The following is an 18,295-nucleotide window of genomic DNA, read 5'->3' as shown; positions in this document are numbered from 1 at the left end:
GATGATTAGAAACTAAATAAGCAATAAAACATCATCATGGATAGATTTGACGAAAGAATATTGCAAGTGCTCAAACGAGATGGAAGAATCTCCAATGTAGAGCTGTCGGAACGCGTTGGTTTATCTCCATCTGCAACCTTACGCCGAGTGCAAGATTTAGAGCGTAAAGGCGTGATCAAAGGCTACCGAGCAGTACTGGATAATCAGCAACTTGGCGTGGGTTTTGTTGCTTATGTGTCGATTGGTTTGGCCTCGCACTCTAAGCAGGCGCAGCTGGGTTTCGAAGAGCATGTGCGTTTTGTAAACGAGGTGGTGGAATGTCACAACATTACGGGATCTAACGAATATCTCATACGCGTAGAGACGCAAGATCTCGCCGCTTATAAAGCGTTCCATGCTGATGTGTTGGGTGAGTGCGAACACGTCAAGTCGATCACAACGATGGTGGTGATGGACACACCAAAAGACGAGCGATAGCCAAACGAGAGTGACAGTTTTTGTGGCACATGAATTTGAAGTGACTCGAAAGAGTCAGTCGAGTATGAGATAAGTACACAACAAATGCTGGAAAGCAGATGGCACTCTTACAATTTCCACCTTTATTCTCACCTTCGAAATAATCTCATCCTGCTAGTTTTGCTTAAACCGCTTGTGTTCATGAGCGGCGAGTCAGCAAATTTAAGGATGAACGATGAAATCACATGTAACACTTCCTCTTTTGAGCTTAAGCGCTGTTGCCGCATTGAGCTCATTTAACGTCAACGCCCACGGCTGGGTAGAATTTCCAAGTGCTCGTCAGAATACGTGTTATTTAGACGGTGGTTTTTGGACCAATGAGATCCCCAACCAAGCGTGTAAAGCGGCTTTTGAAGAATCTGGTGCTTACCCGTTTGTGCAACGCAGTGAAATTGCAGCAAACGTACCAAATTACCGAGATATGGAGCATGTTAAAGCCGTAGTCCGTGACGGCGAACTGTGTTCTGCCGGCGATGCCGCTAAGAAAGGTTTGAACATTCCTTCTCCAAACTGGCAGCGCACCAATGTTACGCCAGATGCAAACAACCAGATTGAATTGGTGTTTTACGGCAAGGCGCCGCACAACCCATCGTACTGGGAATTCTATCTCACCAAGCCGACTTATGATGATTCAAAACCGCTTACTTGGAGTGATTTAGAGCTGATCGACACCGCAGGTGACGTGTATGTTGATGCGGAAAAACGCTACCGTATTCAGGTGACTTTCCCTGCTGATCGTTCCGGCGATGCAGTGCTTTATACTCGTTGGCAGCGCATTGATGTGGCTGGTGAAGGTTTCTACAACTGTAGTGACATTACGTTAAACGGAACAGGTACGACGCCGCCGACTGACCCCGTTGATCCAACCGAACCGGGCAATAATCTGACATCTCTAGGCTACTTTGTTCAGCAAGGTTTCGGACCAGTAGAAGCGGGTGACACCATTCGTTTCCGTACGTTTAATGCGACAGGCAATGAAATTGTCGATATTTCACTGCCAATCAGCGCAAACAATACGACGACTTGGGCGGCAGAAATTGCTGATCAATTTAACGCGCAGCAAACGGGCGATTGGTATGTGGGTATTTGGCATCAAGAGATGAATCACTACATGTTCGACAGTAACAACGTGAATGCGAATCAAGTATTAGCGCCAAGTGCAGACTTCAGTTATGCGTTGTCACTGCTCAAAGCGGATGTCACGCCACCAGTTGAACCAACCAATTTGTGGGACAAGACAGCCGTTTACAACCAAGGTGATGTGGTGACGCACAACGGCAAAGAATGGACTGCCCAGTGGTGGACGTCTGGTGAGGAACCTGGCACAACGGGTCAATGGGGTGTATGGCGTTAAGCCATTTATTCTGGCTCTGAACAATAAAACCCTTCTCATGTGAGAAGGGTTTGTTTTTTCAGTCTAAAACGACCACTTTGGTCGAGTGGTTGTCTTGAAAATCAGAGCACATATCGTTATTCGCTTGCTCTCCACTCGTTCCAGTTGAGCATCGCGTAGTCTGCCAGTTTGAGCATCGGAATGTCTTCGTGCGTATCACCGTAGGCATAAACAGACGCAAATTCGTCGAGCGAAAACGTGGCCCTAACGCGCGAGACTTTTTTTTCTAAACTGCAATCACCTTGCTGGTAAAAGCCACTCAGTTTTGGCTGTTCTGAGATCAGTTCACTGCACAGCAAGTGGTAACCGTTCGCTTCACACCAAGGCTTGAGATACGCATTGAGTGATGCCGACACCACCACAATGGTATCGCCTCTGTGCTGATGCCACGCCAACCTTTCCATCGCTTCTGGCCGTAAGTACAGCGGGATCACTTCGTGGGCAAACTGAGCGCCAATCGCTTCAATTTTCTGCGTTTCTTTCCCTGAAAATGCAATAAAACTGCTGAGAGGACGCATAACACGAGCGGGTAACACTCCGAGTTTGTACAGCGCATAAAATGGCATGATAGCGACCTTTCCCACTCGTTTGCGCAGGCCATAAGCAGAATAGTGGAGGAAAAGGCTAAACATATCCTCTCGGGTGATGGTGCCATCAAAATCAAACAGTGCCAGTGACGGCTTAGTAGTATCGAGCAAACTCAGCGCCTATTTTTTGGTTTAAGATCGTTTTGTGTTTATTGATAAAACACCGCCAACCAGATGGTTTCTTGCGTTGGGTCAGTCCAGCTCACTTTGTGTTTGGTATGAGCTGGAATCGTAACGTGATCGCCTGCCTCAAGTCGTTGCACGACACCTGATTCAAAAGTCAGCTCACCTGCTCCTTTAAGAACCAAGACCCATTCATGTTCTTCTTGATCGTACCAGCCACTTTCGGGAGAGGTTTGCCCCGTTGAGAGAATGCGTTCTATACGCAGGTTTTTGTGGGTCAGCAGGTCTTCGAACACTTCCTCGTCGAGGTTATTCGGTAAGTCTTTAAACAGGTTCATGGCCTTTCCTTAGAGAATGATCAGTCCAAAAGGCGCAAGCAATTGCTCTTGTTGCCAATCACAAATTTTAACACCAAACAGAGAAACGCGGCGAACATCCAGCCCGTCTAGTTCGACATGAGTCAGATCACACTGCTCAACGTTAAAGGTTCCCCATTGTTCTGGCGAGAATTCGCAGCGAGATAAATCCGAGCCTTTGAGAGTTGCCCCTGCGAGGTTCGCACCGTTCCAACGGTTTTCAAAGAGGTCACATTTTTCTAGTAACACTCGCTCGAAGTTACAGTAGGTGAGGTTGCAGCCAGTAATAAAAGCAGAACAGAAAAACATGGTGTTACTGACGCGATTAGCAAAGTTCGCACCTTGGAAGTTTGCCCCTTTGAGATCGCACTTACGTAGCTCCAAGCCCATACAATTTGCGCCGTTAAACAGGCTCATCGCCAACATGCAGTTCGTAAAGCTAGCGTCTTTTAAGTTCGCGAAGCGAAAACTACACCCTTCTAGCGCTTTGGATTCGATAAAGCGACAGTCGATGAACTTAGCATCGCGCAGATCGGCATGGTCGAAACAGCACATATAAAAGTGGCAGTTTTTAAAGGTAGCATTCTGAAAATCGTGATGAGAAAAGTTTTCTCGTTCAAAAATGAGATCGGTTTTTAACATGTCTTCTCCTTAGTTGCGAGCAGACTAGCACTCCAAGTGACTGATTTTCCAGAAAAATAACTTCTTGTATTTCAGTGTTTTACAAACCCCTCAAATCGCGATTTTAAGGGGTCAAACGAGCTTTTTAAGTGGGTTGTTTTTTGAAAATAGAAGACGTAGAGGGCGAAAAAAGTTTTTGCTGGCTACGAGCCTTAACGAGAGGATTCGCATTTATGGGTATGCATGGCAACTCACACGCACAGTTTGCATTACAGAATTGTATCCTATTTGCATAATTTGTTGATCAATATGGCGTTTCTCCATACAAAAAACCTATATTTTTCACAAATTGATTTCCATCAAAATAGTAGGGTTTCTATGTGCTAGATTGCGCACAGCTCAAAAAGATATAGATACCCGTGTGCTTCAAGGCGCTGAGTTTACTTGAAATCTCAGATCAGTTAGCAGGCACCCCTTTGGGTACGACATAACGAAGCCCTACGAAAGGAAATAAAAATGAAAAAAACAATCTGCAGTCTAGCAGTGGTTGCTGCACTCGTGTCACCAAGTGTTTTCGCTCATAAACAAGGTGACTTCGTTCTTCGTGTTGGTGCGGCGTCTGTCGTTCCAAATGACAGCAGTGATAAGATTCTTGGTTCTCAAGAAGAGTTAGAAGTTGACTCAAATACGCAGCTTGGTTTGACGTTTGGCTACATGTTTACAGACAACATCAGTTTAGAGCTTCTAGCAGCAACACCATTCAGCCACGATATTTCAACAGACTTGTTAGGTCTTGGTGATATCGCGGACACCAAACACCTTCCACCAACGCTTATGGTGCAGTACTACTTTGGCGAGCCACAAAGTAAGTTCCGTCCATACGTGGGTGCAGGTCTCAACTACACCATGTTCTTTGATGAGGGCTTCAATAGCACGGGTAAAGGCGCTGGTCTTTCAGATCTTAAGTTGGATGATTCATTCGGTCTAGCAGCGAATATTGGTGTGGATTACATGATCAACGATCAATGGTTCCTCAACGCCGCTGCGTGGTACGCAAACATTGAGACAGAAGCAACTTATAAAGCAGGTGGAGTGAAGCAAAAAACCGACGTCAAAATTAACCCTTGGGTATTTATGATCAGCGGCGGTTACAAGTTCTAAGAAAAACCAGTAGTTACACGCACATTACTATTATTGGCATGACTTTGGGGGCGGTTACGGGGACTGCCCCTCTTTTTTATCCTCGTTTTGATTGCACATCATTTACTCCACTTAGCAACATGCAAAATTGGATCTTTACCTTGCAGATCATTTTATTGTCGGAAGATCGAAAAGTCCTACACTGATCACATAATTGAACAAGTGGACAATATAAATGAGCGACGACATCGCAAAGCATTCTTCCTCCAGATCTAAGCTGGTAAAAACTCTTTTCTTTACTCTCTGTGTTATCGCATTTGGTGCGATGTATTGGTCTTGGCAGTATTCAGACAGTCACCCAAGCACGGAAGATGCCTACGTTAGGGCAAAAATTTTGTCGGTAGCGCCTCAGGTAAAAGGCCAAGTGGTTTCTGTGGATGTTAAAGATTTCCAATCTGTTAATAAAGGTGACCTACTGCTAAAGATAGATTCACGCCCATATTTGTTGGCCGTGAAGCAAGCAAAAGCGGCATACCAATTGGCGGTCCAGCAACATGACGTTGCCGATAAGCAGGTAACTGAAGCTGTTGCGGGCTTAGATGCGGCGCGCTCTAACCTGACAGAAGCGCAAGTAGAGTACAAACGTACGGATTCCCTAGTGAAACGCAAACTGGCGTCGGACCAAGATTTAGATACGGCAAAAAACAAACTCGCCAATGCCCAAGCGAGCCTGGAGCAAGCGCGCGCAACGGTAGAAAAAGCCATTGCGAACCGTGGTGAAGAAGGCGTAGAGGCTGCGGTCGTTCAACAAGCGGCAGCACAGTTAGCGCAAGCGGAGCTGAACTTGAGTTACACCGACATTACGTCACCAGTGGATGGCATTACCGGTGAAATCAATACGCACGTAGGCTCGGTCGTTAGCGTGGGTCAAACGCTGTTCCCTGTGATTTTAAAAGACAGCTATTGGGTACGCGCGAACTTTAAAGAAACCGATCTTACTCATATTAAACCTGGCATGCATGCGGACGTGGTGATTGATATGTACCCAGACGTGGTGTGGAAAGCAACGGTAGAGCAACTGTCGCCTGCGAGTGGTACATCGTTCTCCTTGATGCCACCAGAAAACGCATCGGGTAACTGGGTTAAAATCAAACAGCGTTTCCCTGTACGTTTGGCATTAGAAGTACCGGCCGATGCGCCGCAACTTCGCGTGGGTGCGAGCTCAGAAGTCACCATTGATTTGCAAAGTAGCGTGCAATGAGCCATCAAATTACGGCAGACAAACGGGGGATTGCCACCGTCGCCGTGATGCTTTCTGCCATCATGGTGTTAATCGATATGACCGTTGCGAACGTGTCGCTATCGCACATGATGGGCGCGTTGGGCGCAACGGCAGACCAAATTACTTGGGTGCTGACGGGTTACAGCATGGCGGAAGCGATCTTCATTCCGATGACCAGTTTCTGGGTGTCGCGCTTTGGTGAACGCAAAGTCATGCTGGTTGCCGTGGTCGGTTTTGTGATTGCCAGTGCGCTTTGTGGGCAAGCACAGTCTCTTGAAGAGATGGTGCTATTTCGCATTATCCAAGGCGCTTTCGGCGCGTCGGTGATTCCATTGGCGCAGTCGACGTTAGTGCAGATTTATCCGTATGAGCAAAAAGGCAAAGCGATGGCGATTTTCTCCATCGGCATTTTGCTTGGTCCTATTTTGGGCCCAGTTGTGGGTGGTGTGATCACCGACAACATTAACTGGCGCTGGATTTTTTACATCAACTTGCCATTCGGTTTGATCTGTACCTCTTTGATTTATCGCTATATCCATATCGACAACAAATCCAAACCTAACTTTGACTGGTGGATCATCGGTTACATGGCGTTAGGTGTGGGCGCGTTGCAGTTTGTGTTGGATAAAGGGAATGAAGACGACTGGCTCGACTCACGTATGATTCAGACGGCGATATTTCTCGCAGTCATGGGATTGGTGATGTGGATCTATCGCAGTTGGAAAACCAAAAGTCCAATAGCGCCATTGTGGCTACTGAAAGACCGAAACCTTATGGTCTCGTCATTGATGATTGCCGTGGTGTCGATGGCGATGTTTGGTCTGACGACTCAACAACCAATGCTGTTGGAAAGCTTGCTGGATTATCCGGTCTCAACCACTGGCTTATTAATGGCACCGCGAGGGTTGGCGTCGGCGGCGATGTTGATTTTAGTGATTAAGCTCAATCCGCAATTCGATCCCAGAATCAAAATAGTCTTTGGCTTAAGCTGCATCGGGATTGGTAGTTATTTGATGACGCAATACTCACTGCAGATCGATACATTTTGGATTGTGATGCCGAGTATGATTCAGGGGATGGGGCTTGGTTTAACCTTCTCGACGCTATCCACCTTGGCGTATTTAACGATTCCGAAAGAGCAATCTGTTGCGGCGGCGAGTATTTACAATCTGTTCCGTACCATTGGTAGCTCGTTTGGTATTTCTATCGCCACCACGTTCCAATATCGTGATAGTCAGCAGCAATGGCATGCGCTGGGAGAGGGTATTAATCCTTATAATCCTAACTTGCATGACTGGGCGGCCAATCAGGGGCTTTCTATTACCGACCCGGTTGCGTTAGACCAATACCAACAGATGTTGCAGCAGCAATCGCAAATGGTCGCGTTTGTGCACACCTTCCAGCTTGTGGGAGTGATGTTCGTGATCATGATGCCGATGCTGGTTTTCATCCGGTCGCGTGAATAACAACAAGTTCAGGTGAACCGTGTAAGAGAACGCCTCTCAAGTTGTGACAGCTTGAGAGGCGTTTTTTATTGGACGGCGTCAGTGAAAGAAGGACGTTTACTCAAACGTCACTTCGTCAAAATGCGGATTGGCTTTGAGCGCGCGCATTGCGACTAATTGTTCAGTCGGGAAGGCGGTGTGCTCACCATCCATATCTAAAAACAAGCACTCTTGTCGCTGCATGTCGTAGCCTGTGTCGAACGCGTTGCCCTGATGAGTTTCACCATTTTTTAGTGTGATCTCGATAGGGAGCTTAAACATACAGGCGATTTCAATAAAATCGTATTGGCTGCAAGTCACCATAGTTTTCTCCTTTCAAACCGACGCAGTATTCAGAAGGTTTGAGAACCGTATCCTTAAATAGAAGACGTTTGATTGAAACTGAATCTTCATCTTACACCTCATTTTGGTCACGAAATAGACATACACGCACGTTTTAATAAACCTACTGTTGAGCGTTCGCAAGCGAGACAAAACTACGATATGTCTGAAACGATACTTAAGCGCACATACCTAACGAGTGAACAAAAGACACAAAAGCCAAGTTCACTGATTTCCCCTCAAACCTACCATGCGCAGTTGGCGCACCGTGTTCACCACTCACCTCAATTTGAAAACGGCCGCGTTAAAAACGAGATGCCAAATATCCCTAGCCCGCAATCATTCTGGCAGGTGTGTTGGAGCTATCTTGGTGGTAGAACGCCATTGAGTCCTAACGAACATCTGCCACATTTCCCAATTCAACCTACGCAGTTTGCGCAGAGAAGTGAATCGATGCGCGTTACTTGGCTGGGCCATTCCACCATGCTGGTGGAGGTCGATGGCATTCGAATTCTGACTGATCCGGTATTTGATTACGCTTCTCCGTTCATCGCAAAAGCGTGGTTTGAACGCAATATTCCCAATACCCATGCCAGAGATTGTTTGCCGATTCCTGAAATTATCGTGATTTCGCACGATCATTACGACCATTTAGAAGCATCGACCATACGTTTCTACGCCGATAAACCCGTGACTTTTTATGTACCCTTAGGGGTTGGCAAGCATCTGATAAAGTGGGGCGTTTGCGCAGACAACATCGTGGAATTCGATTGGTGGGATAGCGTGCACTATGCCGGAATCGAACTGATTTGTACGCCTGCTAACCATAATTCGGGTCGTACTTATTTCGATAAAAACTCGACCCTGTGGGCTTCTTGGGTCATCAAAGGCAAAGAAGAGACGCTCTATTTTAGTGGCGATTCAGCTTACGATTCGCACTTTTCCGAGATCGCACTGCGATGTGGACCAATCGACATTGCCTGTTTGGAAGTGGCTGCTGATGTGAAAGGCCAAGGTTATCCGGTCGAAAACTGGGGGCACATGCAGGCTCATCATACCGTGCAAGCGTTTCGCGATTTAAATGCGAAAAAACTGTTGCCCGTGCATTGGGCTACATACGAGCTATTTACTCACCGCTGGGACGAACCGATTTTAGATTTGCTTACCCATTGTCAAAAAGAACATATAACGCTGCTGACGCCAATGCCGGGGGAGAGTTTTTACGTTCATCAAGAACATATAAATAAACAATGGTGGCGAGAAAAAGAAATAGGTGAGCCAGATATAATTTTGACTTAATAATATGTTCTTACTTCAATAATTATTTTAGAAGTTAACCTTGTTATTTTCAGAATATAACAAGGTTTTTTACTCGCTTACTCATCAATCACTTGAGGTTTTAACTCGACGACATTTCCTTCCGGATCATGTATATAGAGTGATCTACCGAACCCTTGTGCGCCATACCGCTTCGCAAACTCTTCGGTTTCAATGCCGCGCGCACGCAGATATTCCAGTAATTCATCCTCGGAAAAAGGCGCCAATTGCAGGCAAAAATGGTCAATATTACGACCATTTTGAACTGGTGGCTTACCGCCGAGTTGGCCCAATTCGCTGTCTACCGTCACTACATCAATCAATGCGTTACCTGCCCTAAGTTGAGTTAAACCAAGTTCCGTTACTTCGCGTTCGACAGGGCAGCCCAAAATGTCTCGATAGAAATGCAACATAGCATCGAGGTTACAGGTCCTTAAAACAACATGATCAAGCGCTTTGATGGCGATTGGATTTTTGGTGGGCATGCTTCACTCCTTTTTGCATTGTGTTGAGGTAAGTATAAAGTGACCTTAAAAGTGGTGAGAGAAATGATCAAATTCCAGATGTTTTTTTGCTAGAGCGAGTGCAGAAACACTGCAACTCAAAGCAAACAAAAAAGGCTAGCGTATTGCTAGCCTTTTGGGATATGGATGGGGCTATTACTCGTAATCAGAAGCGTAAGTTTCTTCGTAAGAGTGTGAGTAAAGCTCGAATAGGTTGCCGAATGGGTCTTCTAGGTAAACCATTTTCGCAGGCTTATTATCGTCTTCTGGGTGGTAACGCATGATGTCCATGCGAACTTTGCCACCTAGTGCTTCGGTGCGTTTGATAGCACCTTCAAAATCGTCTGTCTGTAAACAGAAATGGAAGATACCGATGCGAGAAAAATCCACTTCATGGCGCTCTTGACGTTCTTTCATTTCGAATAACTCAAGGCCGATGCCATCACTTGTCACAAGGTGCGCAATGTTGAAGCCTTTAAAGCCTTCCCCAAAGACCGCAATACACATTCTGCCAATTGCCGTTTCGCGTTCTTCAATCACTTTCGTGTTGCCCATAACGACTTTTAGACCTAGCGCTTGCGTGTAAAACTCAACCGCTTTGTCCATATCTCCGACCATAATACCGACATGATTCATTTTCATTTGTTTGCTCCCAACATGTGTGTTTGAACGTTGTCTTGTTTCGATGTGGGAGAGTATATGGCGTGATGTTGATTACATGAAATTATCATAAATTATAAAAATGATAATTTTATTTAATGCTATGCATGTTGGGATTGAGTTAGTGAGCTAAGGCCTCAACAGCTTGCCTCACCGAGGTGAAATGAATCTTGATAATACACCGTTGCGCGAGGCTGAATTCATGCGATTGGATTAATGACGTAACCTCTTCTACGGACAGCGTTCGTTCTTTTAGGTGTAAAAGAGTGGTGTTCGAACCATTGTTTTTCAATTCAAACGTGTTGCCATTTGAGTCAATAACGTAATCATCTTGCCCAAAAATGAGGGCTTCGCATTCAGAGTCTAAGTCGGACTGGGAATGCGTGTAGATCAGCTCATCGTCGCCGTCTAGTTTTAGCAAGCATGGCCAGCATACTGCGTGGTCTCTCATGGTTAAATCATTATTCATTGTTATTTAGAAACTTGACCCAGGTTGTTGCAAAAACGCTAACTCTTCGGGAGTGCTCTCTCTTCCCAGTATCGCATTGCGATGAGGATAGCGCCCAAACTGGTCGATGATGGCTTTGTGTTTTAGCTCAAAATCGTAGTTATTTTCAAGCCCTGATGCGCGGAACAATTTTTCAGCTTGGACATGAATGAGGCGAGATTCGCTGTGCATAAACGGCATGTACAAAAAGCTTAGCTGCTCAGGCGCGAATTCTTTGTCGTGACCTAACCGAATTGCCTCTTGAGCCAATGCTAATGCGAGTGGGTCTTGTGCAAACGCTTTTTGGGTGTTGCGATACACATTACGTGAAAACTGGTCGAGGACGATGATTTCGGCCAATCGTCCTTGTGCGCTGTTACGCCAATTAAACAGTTCACAACGAGCGGCTTGTTCTAATACCGAGGCAAATCGCGATGCAATACACTTGTCCAGTTCTGGGTTGTTTTCAAACCAATTTTGGGGCGATAGCTCCTCGAACCAAAATTTGATGACTTCTTGGTACATGGATCTTCCTTCTTATTGCATTAGCTAAAGAATAAAAAGCCAGAAGGCGAGCTCCTGGCTTTATGCGTGTTATCGACCGTAAGTCTCTACGATGTAACGTTCAAAATCGTCACACATTTGTTCGTCAGAGATGGCGTTGCTTGCCAGCTCTTTACTGCCGTCGACGACTTTAATCGCGGCGTTCAGTGAAGCGACTGATGCTCGCTCTCGCGTCGCAAGTGAGTCGATTTTCTTCTGCTGCACTTCCCATGCCTGTTCTGGCGACAGGTTACACACGTCTGCAAGGTATTTGGCATTGAAGCCTTCGCCAGTCAGGCTGACAATGGTTTCGTTGTGCGACAAGTGATTGCCTGCGTGCCAGTAGTGTTTTGCCAGCAGTGGGCCAATTTCTGGGTTATCCGTCAGGTAACCAAACTTCTCAAGGAAGTATGCACGGGTCTGATACACCGCCATGTGCGCGAGTAGATAACCTTGATACGCACAAGCCGCTTCGTCGGATAGCAAATGTGGAATCGCCATCAGTGGGCGAGGGCTGCATTCCAAACCAAGGATCTGCTTTTCACAATCGCGAGCCAGCTTAGTGATGCGCTCTGGCGTTAACTCGTCATCGCTCAGTTGATACAACGCGCGCTCAAAATATGGTACAACCAAGATGCTACGTTCTTCATAAGCTTTGAATGGCTGACGGCTGTTGATCATCGCTTGAATGATCTCATCAGGAACCGAATTCCCTTCATCATCCAGTGCGTATTGTTTTAGCCAATCGGCATCGGTTAACAGGCTGTCACAGAACATCGACTGAGTTTCTGCATAAGCCATTGACGTCGGCGCAAACTCCTGCGAGAAACAAGGTGCGTTCATTTTTACGTTCGCAAAGTGTGCTGCGTGGCCACCTTCGTGGAACAGCGTGTTAATGCCATCGTAGCCGCTGCCCACTTGGTCTGGTTTGGCATTACTGGTGAAGTTCACCTGCGCTGCGACCCATTCGCCTTGATTATAGAAAGAAGGGATAGGGCCGTGGCAGAACCCATTCGGGTACTTACCTTTGCGATCTAGTAAATCCAGCGTTAGCGTCGCGCCAGAGTAATCAATATTTAGGCGACCAAATGATTCTACCCAGCGTCTCAGAGATTTTGAGAACGGCACGTATGGGTCAAGGTCACGCATAACGTTACCCGCGAATGAGTAAACAAAGTTGTAGCCTGCTAGTGCGCTTGCGCCTTTCTCTTTCGCCAAGTTTTCTAAGCTGTTTAGATGCGCATCTCGCGTGCGTTGTTCGAAATCTTCCAAAATTTCGAATAGCTGCTCAGTGCTCATCTTTTCCGTTTTTTGCACGGAGTAATCAAAGAAAGTCGCATAACCCAGTGAGCGAGCGAACTGGTTGCGCAGTTTGATCAGTTCAATAAAGCCGTTTTGCAGTAGCCATTGTTCAAGGTTCAGCAACGCTTGATGAGCCGATTGGCGAACTTCTTCATGATTGCTGGTGCGAATGGTTGAGCTTAATACTGGAAGTGAACCTTCTACTTGCTCGCCGTTCTCATCGGTAAATGTTTGTACGTGGTTCTGTTTTTTCTCGAAGAGCTCAGCTTCAAAGGCAATGAGCTGATTTTTCAACGCTTGTGCTTTTTCGCCCTCGATAGCGTGAGATTCAAACATCGCCAGCCAACCAGATAGACCCGTAATGGTTTGTTGTTTCTCTTGTGGGTCGGTAATTGAGTCCGCGGCTTCAAGCTGTTGTTTGATGGCAGTAATTTGCTCGGCGTTGCTTAAAAAGCTTGTCCATGCCGTTTGTGCTTGCGTCGAGCCATCATGGTCATCGCTGATCCCCATGTAAGTTTCCCAAAAGAAATCTTCTTTGGTGCGGTGAATCGCAAGGTAACGTTGATTGAGGTCGTTGAGGTAATCCGTTGCGGTCATTTTGATCCTTCAAATGGTTTCGTTATGTAGACAGTTGATTATTGCACGCTTGGTCGCGAGAAAGGAACGCTAATCTCATTTGTCGATTTTGCATCGCGTAAAGGTGATTTTACTATTTGTTTACATTTGGGTGAGTTAATAGGAGTTATGAGCTTGCAGTGTTAAGACTGGTATGGAGTTTACAGTTTATTAAGTAATTAATCTGCGGTGCGCTATCGATGATCCTTATCAGGTGTAATAAGATTTCCATATCGTGGCGATACAGTTGGAAACGATATGATAAATAAGACAAAAGTTACGTTATTGGCGGTAGGTACGATTTTAGTTGGATGTTCCACAGTCGCGCCACCAAGAAATGATGCGGTTGAAAGCATTCAACAAAAGTGTTCTGTGATTTTAAGCAATGATGTTGCGGGCGATCAGCGCTGGCAGACGTACAACGGCTTGCTTGTAGAATATGCCGTGCATGGCGTTAAGAGTCAGGCACAACTGGAACGTTTTGAAGCGTTTGTGCAGAGAGTGCAAGATGATGAGTCTGGACAGTTAGTTACAGAGTTGATTGAAGTCACCGATTGGGGATGCTCAAACGGCAATTATCTTGAAGAGATGGGCTTGTTTATTCAAGAAGTTCAAAAGTAGAAAACCGAGCGTTAAGTCGCTCGGCTTTTCTGTTTGTGGAGCGCTTTGTGCGCTGGTTAGTCAGGACGTTTACTCCTCTGGATACTCGCCCATACCTTGCGTTTTACCTTCCGCTTTCCAATGCTCTCCAGGGGCAAATGCTTCATCGCATAAATCTATGGTGTAGCCCATTTCTGTGATTTCCTTCAAAGTGAGGTTATCAGCAATATTTGCAACTTCCCCCGATTTATTCCGTAACTCCATGTTGATCTCTCCTCTGTAGGTAGACGAGTGGCATCAATGCACAGTGAAGAATGCATTGGTAACCTTTGTTCTAAGTATATAACCCTCTGCTAAAAATGAAGGTTTAATCCACTTTTTAAATATGGGTAATTGGATAATGCTTTGAGCTGCTTCCGTTATTTAGAACCGCAGCATCGCGATAGTTTGCCATTTGTGATTTATTGAGTGATTAAACGGTCAATTTGGAAACTCGAAATGGTGATACTCGACCACGCTTTAGCACAACAAATTGTTGATCGAACCATGTCCATCATTGGTCACAATGTGAATGTGATGAACTCGGCAGGCATCATCATTGGCAGTGGCGACCCTAAACGTGTTGGGCAAGTGCATGATGGCGCGGTACTGGCGCTGAATCATGGCGATTCGCTAGAGCTTAATGAGCAGCAATGTTTGACGTTGCAGGGTGTCAAACCCGGTATCAATATGCTGTTGAAATTGCATGGTGACGTGGTCGGTATTGTTGGTGTCACAGGCGAGCCGGAGAAAATCCGAGATTTTGCCAAACTGGTTAAAATGACCGCTGAATTGACAATCGAGCAAGCCGCGCTGGTGGAAAAATTTCAGTGGGACAGACGTCATCGCGAAGAGTTTATTCTGGCTTGGATCAATGGGAAATTGACCGATGAAGAGCTGAAAGATTGGGCGATGCGTCTTTCTATCGATGTTACTCAACCACGGGTGGCAACGGTGATTGAAGTCTCGACGCCGTCGGCCTCGAAAAGCATGAAGAGTGTGCGCAATATTGTTGAGCTGCTTGAATACCCAGAGCGTAACAACCTAGTTGCGATTGTCTCAGTGAATGAAATTGTGGTGTTGAAACCGTGTCATTCCGCCAAGCAGTGGGATAGCCAAGTTGAAAGTGAGCGCATTGATAAGTTGATGTCGCGTTTAAGCGATCACGATTCGCATACGTTTCACATTGCGCTAGGGCAGCTGTTTAATGAGCCTAAAGATGTCGCGTTGTCATACCAAAGTGCGAAGCAGGTATTAGCTATTGGCAAGCAGTTCTACCCAGAGAAACGTAAGTACCTGTTCGATGAACTTCGTTTGCCTGTTTTGTTAGCGCCGTTGGCGGATATTTGGCAAGGTGAACAAATTATTGATGGTGTGAAACGGTTGAAAGAGAAAGACAAATCTGGGCAATTACTGAAAACCCTAGATGCACTGTTTGAATGCAATGGCAATGTAACAGAATGCTCTAAAATGCTGTTTATTCACCGGAACACTCTGCGCTATCGGTTAGAGAAAATCACCGAGATAACAGGGCTACCAACAACCAATTTTGTGGGGTTAGCGGAGCTTTATATTGCGACTCGGCTCTCAAAAATGTCGTGATGTTGTGCATTTGCACAATACGCGTTATTTTTTGATCACATCATTTGTCACTCCGCCTAAAGGAATTCGAAAGCAAACGATTAATAATTCATGCGTCCCTACATGTTGAGTGAGCCAACACGGACTCGCTCAGCAAAATAAGAATAAATGGAGTTATCATGAACCTTATATTAATCCTGCTTGGGGTGATCGCATTTATTGTGCTCACGACCACCAAATTCAAATTACATCCCTTTTTAGCGCTGATCATCGCGGCGTTCCTTGCGGCATTTGCTTACGGCTTACCGGCAGATAGCATTGCCAAAACCATTGCTTCTGGCTTTGGCGGCATCCTTGGTTACATTGGTTTGGTTATCGTTTTAGGTACCATCATCGGTGTTATTTTGGAAAAAAGTGGTGCGGCGATCACCATGGCCGATACGGTCATCAAAGTGTTGGGTGAGCGTTTCCCAACATTGACTATGAGCATCATAGGTTACATCGTTTCTGTTCCGGTATTTTGTGATTCAGGCTTTGTCATTCTGAACTCGCTCAAAGAATCACTCGCGAAGCGTTTAAAAACCTCAAGCGTTGCAATGAGTGTGGCGTTGGCAACTGGCCTATACGCGACGCACACGTTTGTGCCGCCAACTCCTGGCCCGATTGCCGCTGCGGGTAACTTAGGCCTGGAATCTAACCTTGGTTTAGTGATTGGTGTGGGTGTGTTTGTTGCAGCGGTTGCGGCGTTAGCGGGTATGTTGTGGGCGAACCGATTCCAACATGTTGAACCAGATGGCATTGAAGCCGCAGAAGAAATTCAGCAAGACTGGCAAGCACTCAAAGCGTCTTACGGCAAATTGCCAACGGCGAGCCAAGCATTCGCTCCTATTTTTGTTCCTATCTTATTGATCTGTTTTGGCTCTATCGCGAAATTCCCAAGCCTACCGCTGGGCGAAGGTTTTGTGTTTGATGTTCTGACTTTCTTAGGGCAGCCACTAACGGCATTGGTGATTGGCCTGTTCCTTTCTGTTCGCCTACTCAAATCAGACAACAAGATTGAAGAATTTGGCGAGCGAATCAGCCAAGGTATTACGGCTGCTGCGCCTATTCTTTTGATTACTGGTGCTGGTGGCGCATTTGGCGCGGTATTAAAAGCCACGCCGCTAGGTGAATACTTAGGTACGACGCTATCGGCGCTGGGCGTGGGTATTTTCATGCCATTTATCGTTGCGGCTGCGCTAAAGTCGGCGCAAGGTTCATCAACGGTTGCATTGGTGACCACATCGGCTTTGGTTGCGCCTATGCTCACGCAATTGGGGCTCGATTCAGAAATGGGCCGCGTATTAACGGTGATGGCGATCGGTGCTGGTGCGATGACGGTTTCTCATGCAAACGACAGTTTCTTCTGGGTAGTTTCGCAGTTTAGCCGCATGTCGGTGGGCTTAGCGTACCGCGCGCAAACCATGGCTACGCTCGTTCAAGGTGTCACGGCAATGGCATTGGTGTACATTTTGAGCCTCGTTCTCTTATAAGTCTCTGGAAATACGTATGAAAGTGGTAATTGCACCTGATTCATTTAAAGAAAGCTTAACCGCCAAACAAGTGAGCGAGGCGATCAAAACGGGTCTTGCTCGCGTATGGCATGATGCCGAGTTTGTTACGGTTCCGGTCGCAGATGGTGGCGAAGGCACGGTTCAATCTTTGATAGATGCAACTCAAGGCGAACAAGTCTTCACAACGGTGACCGCGCCATTAGGGGATGATGTTGAAGCGTTTTATGGCATCCTCGGCGACGGCGAAACCGCGGTTATTGAAATGGCGGAGGCCAGTGGTCTGCACCTTGTGCCGAGTGATGCTCGCGACCCAAAACTGACCAGTAGCATTGGTACTGGACAGCTGATCAAACACGCGCTAGATAGAGGTATTCAACGCTTAATCATTGGTTTGGGCGGCAGCGCTACCAATGATGGTGGCGTGGGCATGTTGACCGCGTTGGGGGTGGCGTTTCTTGATGAGTCTGGTCATGCAATTACCCCAAATGGAGGCGGGTTAGCGGCGCTTGCGTCCATCGATATTTCTGGTCTTGACCCTCGTTTAGCAACTTGCGAAGTGTTGGTAGCGTGCGATGTTGATAACCCACTCTGTGGTGACAAAGGCGCGTCGGTTATCTTTGGCCCTCAAAAGGGAGCGACCGTATCAGACGTCACTCTGCTCGATAACGCATTGCGCAAGTTTGGCGAGTTGACGGAACAAGCGACGGGTAAGCATGTACTGACTCGTGAAGGGGCGGGTGCTGCTGGTGGTATGGGCGCAGCCTTGCTTGGGTACACGCCAGCACGTTTGCAACCGGGAATTGAGATTGTGCTTGAAACGGTCAAACTTGCTCAGCATGTTGCGGATGCGGATATCGTATTTACAGGCGAGGGTCGAATCGATCATCAAACCGCACATGGCAAAACGCCGATGGGCGTTGCTCAGGTGGCCAAGCAGTGTAATTTACCAGTCATTGCATTAGCAGGCTGTGTGGGTGACAACTATCAGGCGGTTTATGAGTGCGGTATTGATGCGGTGTTTGCTTGTGTACCAAGGGCGATGAGCTTACCTGAGGCCATGAAAGAGGCCGACGTCAACGTTGCTAATTTAGCCGAAAACGTCGCGAGAATGTGGCAAATTAAGTCGCACTGAGGGCGATAACGATACGAGAAAACTCCACCTTTGCGTGGAGTTTTTTGTTTTCAGCCCTAAACCACCTACTTCAGTAGGTGGTTATCATCCGTTTCGGCTTTGCCTGTAAAACTACTCAT

20 protein-coding genes are annotated in these 18,295 nt (G+C 46.6%); 10 read left to right on the top strand and 10 right to left on the bottom strand.

All coding sequences use genetic code 11. The features are described 5' to 3' along the window. Positions 1-36 precede the first annotated feature (36 nt). Both R7R78_RS11080 and R7R78_RS11075 read left to right on the top strand, forming a co-directional pair. Complete coding sequence (locus tag R7R78_RS11080) at positions 37-477, top strand: Lrp/AsnC family transcriptional regulator (RefSeq protein ID WP_005374369.1); 441 nt, start codon at positions 37-39, stop codon at positions 475-477. A gap of 214 nt (positions 478-691) precedes the next feature. Further along, positions 692-1,870 carry a lytic polysaccharide monooxygenase gene (locus tag R7R78_RS11075; protein WP_054578559.1) on the top strand — a complete coding sequence of 393 codons (1,179 nt, stop codon included), beginning with the start codon at positions 692-694 and terminating at the stop codon, positions 1,868-1,870. Positions 1,871-1,986: 116 nt separating this feature from the next. Here the strand turns inward: R7R78_RS11075 and R7R78_RS11070 are convergent, their stop codons facing one another. Genes R7R78_RS11070 through R7R78_RS11060 form a run of 3 tightly spaced genes read right to left on the bottom strand, consistent with a single transcriptional unit; the run spans position 1,987 to position 3,617 of the window. Further along, positions 1,987-2,607: an HAD-IB family hydrolase gene (locus tag R7R78_RS11070; protein WP_031778857.1), complete on the bottom strand. Its 621-nt coding sequence runs from the start codon at positions 2,605-2,607 to the stop codon at positions 1,987-1,989. 38 nt (positions 2,608-2,645) lie between these two features. After that, complete coding sequence (locus R7R78_RS11065) at positions 2,646-2,957, bottom strand: cupin domain-containing protein (RefSeq protein WP_005374359.1); 312 nt, start codon at positions 2,955-2,957, stop codon at positions 2,646-2,648. A gap of 9 nt (positions 2,958-2,966) precedes the next feature. After that, positions 2,967-3,617 (bottom strand): Qnr family pentapeptide repeat protein, encoded by a 651-nt coding sequence (locus tag R7R78_RS11060; protein ID WP_005374358.1) that lies wholly within the window; start codon positions 3,615-3,617, stop codon positions 2,967-2,969. Positions 3,618-4,112: 495 nt separating this feature from the next. On the opposite strand from R7R78_RS11060, the gene ompW reads away from it, so the two are divergent. The 3 genes from ompW to R7R78_RS11045 all read left to right on the top strand — a co-directional run bounded on the left by ompW (position 4,113) and on the right by R7R78_RS11045 (position 7,484). Continuing rightward, the gene (gene ompW, locus R7R78_RS11055; protein ID WP_054576497.1) at positions 4,113-4,757 is read left to right on the top strand and encodes an outer membrane protein OmpW; all 645 of its coding nucleotides are present in this window, start codon (positions 4,113-4,115) and stop codon (positions 4,755-4,757) included. Positions 4,758-4,971: 214 nt separating this feature from the next. Continuing rightward, complete coding sequence (locus tag R7R78_RS11050; RefSeq protein ID WP_225473557.1) at positions 4,972-5,997, top strand: HlyD family secretion protein; 1,026 nt, start codon at positions 4,972-4,974, stop codon at positions 5,995-5,997. Continuing rightward, a complete protein-coding gene (locus tag R7R78_RS11045; RefSeq protein WP_225473555.1) occupies positions 5,994-7,484 on the top strand; it encodes an MDR family MFS transporter in 1,491 nt (496 codons plus the stop codon). Before R7R78_RS11050 ends, R7R78_RS11045 begins: the two co-directional genes overlap by 4 nt. A 96-nt stretch (positions 7,485-7,580) precedes the next feature. Here R7R78_RS11045 and R7R78_RS11040 read toward each other — a convergent pair whose 3' ends face one another. Continuing rightward, a complete protein-coding gene (locus R7R78_RS11040; protein ID WP_005460845.1) occupies positions 7,581-7,826 on the bottom strand; it encodes a Rho-binding antiterminator in 246 nt (81 codons plus the stop codon). A gap of 180 nt (positions 7,827-8,006) precedes the next feature. On the opposite strand from R7R78_RS11040, the gene R7R78_RS11035 reads away from it, so the two are divergent. Next, on the top strand, positions 8,007-9,143 hold the full coding sequence (locus tag R7R78_RS11035) for an MBL fold metallo-hydrolase (RefSeq protein WP_054576493.1): 1,137 nt from the start codon (positions 8,007-8,009) through the stop codon (positions 9,141-9,143). A 77-nt stretch (positions 9,144-9,220) separates the two neighbouring features. Here R7R78_RS11035 and R7R78_RS11030 read toward each other — a convergent pair whose 3' ends face one another. The 5 genes from R7R78_RS11030 to R7R78_RS11010 all read right to left on the bottom strand — a co-directional run bounded on the left by R7R78_RS11030 (position 9,221) and on the right by R7R78_RS11010 (position 13,253). Further along, complete coding sequence (locus R7R78_RS11030; RefSeq protein WP_017634369.1) at positions 9,221-9,646, bottom strand: VOC family protein; 426 nt, start codon at positions 9,644-9,646, stop codon at positions 9,221-9,223. Between the two features lie 174 nt (positions 9,647-9,820). Further along, the gene (locus R7R78_RS11025; protein WP_025768760.1) at positions 9,821-10,306 is read right to left on the bottom strand and encodes a VOC family protein; all 486 of its coding nucleotides are present in this window, start codon (positions 10,304-10,306) and stop codon (positions 9,821-9,823) included. A 139-nt stretch (positions 10,307-10,445) separates the two neighbouring features. Further along, a complete protein-coding gene (locus tag R7R78_RS11020; RefSeq protein ID WP_017634368.1) occupies positions 10,446-10,775 on the bottom strand; it encodes a DUF4144 domain-containing protein in 330 nt (109 codons plus the stop codon). A 24-nt stretch (positions 10,776-10,799) separates the two neighbouring features. Then, positions 10,800-11,336: a DUF924 family protein gene (locus tag R7R78_RS11015; RefSeq protein WP_017634367.1), complete on the bottom strand. Its 537-nt coding sequence runs from the start codon at positions 11,334-11,336 to the stop codon at positions 10,800-10,802. Positions 11,337-11,405: 69 nt separating this feature from the next. Continuing rightward, the gene (locus R7R78_RS11010; protein ID WP_225473553.1) at positions 11,406-13,253 is read right to left on the bottom strand and encodes a M3 family metallopeptidase; all 1,848 of its coding nucleotides are present in this window, start codon (positions 13,251-13,253) and stop codon (positions 11,406-11,408) included. 276 nt (positions 13,254-13,529) lie between these two features. Here R7R78_RS11010 and R7R78_RS11005 point away from each other — a divergent pair, with 276 nt between their 5' ends. Then, on the top strand, positions 13,530-13,892 hold the full coding sequence (locus R7R78_RS11005; protein ID WP_151515197.1) for a hypothetical protein: 363 nt from the start codon (positions 13,530-13,532) through the stop codon (positions 13,890-13,892). A gap of 69 nt (positions 13,893-13,961) precedes the next feature. Here R7R78_RS11005 and R7R78_RS11000 read toward each other — a convergent pair whose 3' ends face one another. Beyond that, positions 13,962-14,135 carry a hypothetical protein gene (locus tag R7R78_RS11000; protein WP_141135655.1) on the bottom strand — a complete coding sequence of 58 codons (174 nt, stop codon included), beginning with the start codon at positions 14,133-14,135 and terminating at the stop codon, positions 13,962-13,964. A gap of 234 nt (positions 14,136-14,369) precedes the next feature. Between R7R78_RS11000 and R7R78_RS10995 the strand changes: the two genes are divergently transcribed. From R7R78_RS10995 to R7R78_RS10985, 3 genes are all read left to right on the top strand, one after another. Beyond that, entirely contained in the window at positions 14,370-15,512 is a 1,143-nt protein-coding gene (locus tag R7R78_RS10995; RefSeq protein ID WP_005374330.1) for a sugar diacid recognition domain-containing protein, read from the top strand. A gap of 158 nt (positions 15,513-15,670) precedes the next feature. Further along, complete coding sequence (locus R7R78_RS10990; RefSeq protein WP_017634362.1) at positions 15,671-17,023, top strand: GntP family permease; 1,353 nt, start codon at positions 15,671-15,673, stop codon at positions 17,021-17,023. Between the two features lie 16 nt (positions 17,024-17,039). Next, on the top strand, positions 17,040-18,176 hold the full coding sequence (locus R7R78_RS10985; RefSeq protein WP_225473551.1) for a glycerate kinase: 1,137 nt from the start codon (positions 17,040-17,042) through the stop codon (positions 18,174-18,176). The last annotated feature ends 119 nt before the right edge of the window (positions 18,177-18,295 follow it).

This window comes from Vibrio sp. 2134-1 (assembly GCF_033339495.1).
The sequence above is the reverse complement of the archived record's forward strand: the minus strand, read 5'-3'. Positions and strand labels throughout refer to the sequence as shown.

Coding starts and splice junctions, on each gene's coding strand:
- R7R78_RS11080 (WP_005374369.1), top strand. CDS start 37: ATGGATAGATTTGACGAAAGAATATTGCAAGTGCTCAAACGAGATGGA.
- R7R78_RS11075 (WP_054578559.1), top strand. CDS start 692: ATGAAATCACATGTAACACTTCCTCTTTTGAGCTTAAGCGCTGTTGCC.
- R7R78_RS11065 (WP_005374359.1), bottom strand. CDS start 2,957: ATGAACCTGTTTAAAGACTTACCGAATAACCTCGACGAGGAAGTGTTC.
- R7R78_RS11060 (WP_005374358.1), bottom strand. CDS start 3,617: ATGTTAAAAACCGATCTCATTTTTGAACGAGAAAACTTTTCTCATCAC.
- ompW (WP_054576497.1), top strand. CDS start 4,113: ATGAAAAAAACAATCTGCAGTCTAGCAGTGGTTGCTGCACTCGTGTCA.
- R7R78_RS11050 (WP_225473557.1), top strand. CDS start 4,972: ATGAGCGACGACATCGCAAAGCATTCTTCCTCCAGATCTAAGCTGGTA.
- R7R78_RS11045 (WP_225473555.1), top strand. CDS start 5,994: ATGAGCCATCAAATTACGGCAGACAAACGGGGGATTGCCACCGTCGCC.
- R7R78_RS11040 (WP_005460845.1), bottom strand. CDS start 7,826: ATGGTGACTTGCAGCCAATACGATTTTATTGAAATCGCCTGTATGTTT.
- R7R78_RS11035 (WP_054576493.1), top strand. CDS start 8,007: ATGTCTGAAACGATACTTAAGCGCACATACCTAACGAGTGAACAAAAG.
- R7R78_RS11030 (WP_017634369.1), bottom strand. CDS start 9,646: ATGCCCACCAAAAATCCAATCGCCATCAAAGCGCTTGATCATGTTGTT.
- R7R78_RS11025 (WP_025768760.1), bottom strand. CDS start 10,306: ATGAAAATGAATCATGTCGGTATTATGGTCGGAGATATGGACAAAGCG.
- R7R78_RS11020 (WP_017634368.1), bottom strand. CDS start 10,775: ATGAGAGACCACGCAGTATGCTGGCCATGCTTGCTAAAACTAGACGGC.
- R7R78_RS11015 (WP_017634367.1), bottom strand. CDS start 11,336: ATGTACCAAGAAGTCATCAAATTTTGGTTCGAGGAGCTATCGCCCCAA.
- R7R78_RS11010 (WP_225473553.1), bottom strand. CDS start 13,253: ATGACCGCAACGGATTACCTCAACGACCTCAATCAACGTTACCTTGCG.
- R7R78_RS11005 (WP_151515197.1), top strand. CDS start 13,530: ATGATAAATAAGACAAAAGTTACGTTATTGGCGGTAGGTACGATTTTA.
- R7R78_RS11000 (WP_141135655.1), bottom strand. CDS start 14,135: ATGGAGTTACGGAATAAATCGGGGGAAGTTGCAAATATTGCTGATAAC.
- R7R78_RS10995 (WP_005374330.1), top strand. CDS start 14,370: ATGGTGATACTCGACCACGCTTTAGCACAACAAATTGTTGATCGAACC.
- R7R78_RS10990 (WP_017634362.1), top strand. CDS start 15,671: ATGAACCTTATATTAATCCTGCTTGGGGTGATCGCATTTATTGTGCTC.
- R7R78_RS10985 (WP_225473551.1), top strand. CDS start 17,040: ATGAAAGTGGTAATTGCACCTGATTCATTTAAAGAAAGCTTAACCGCC.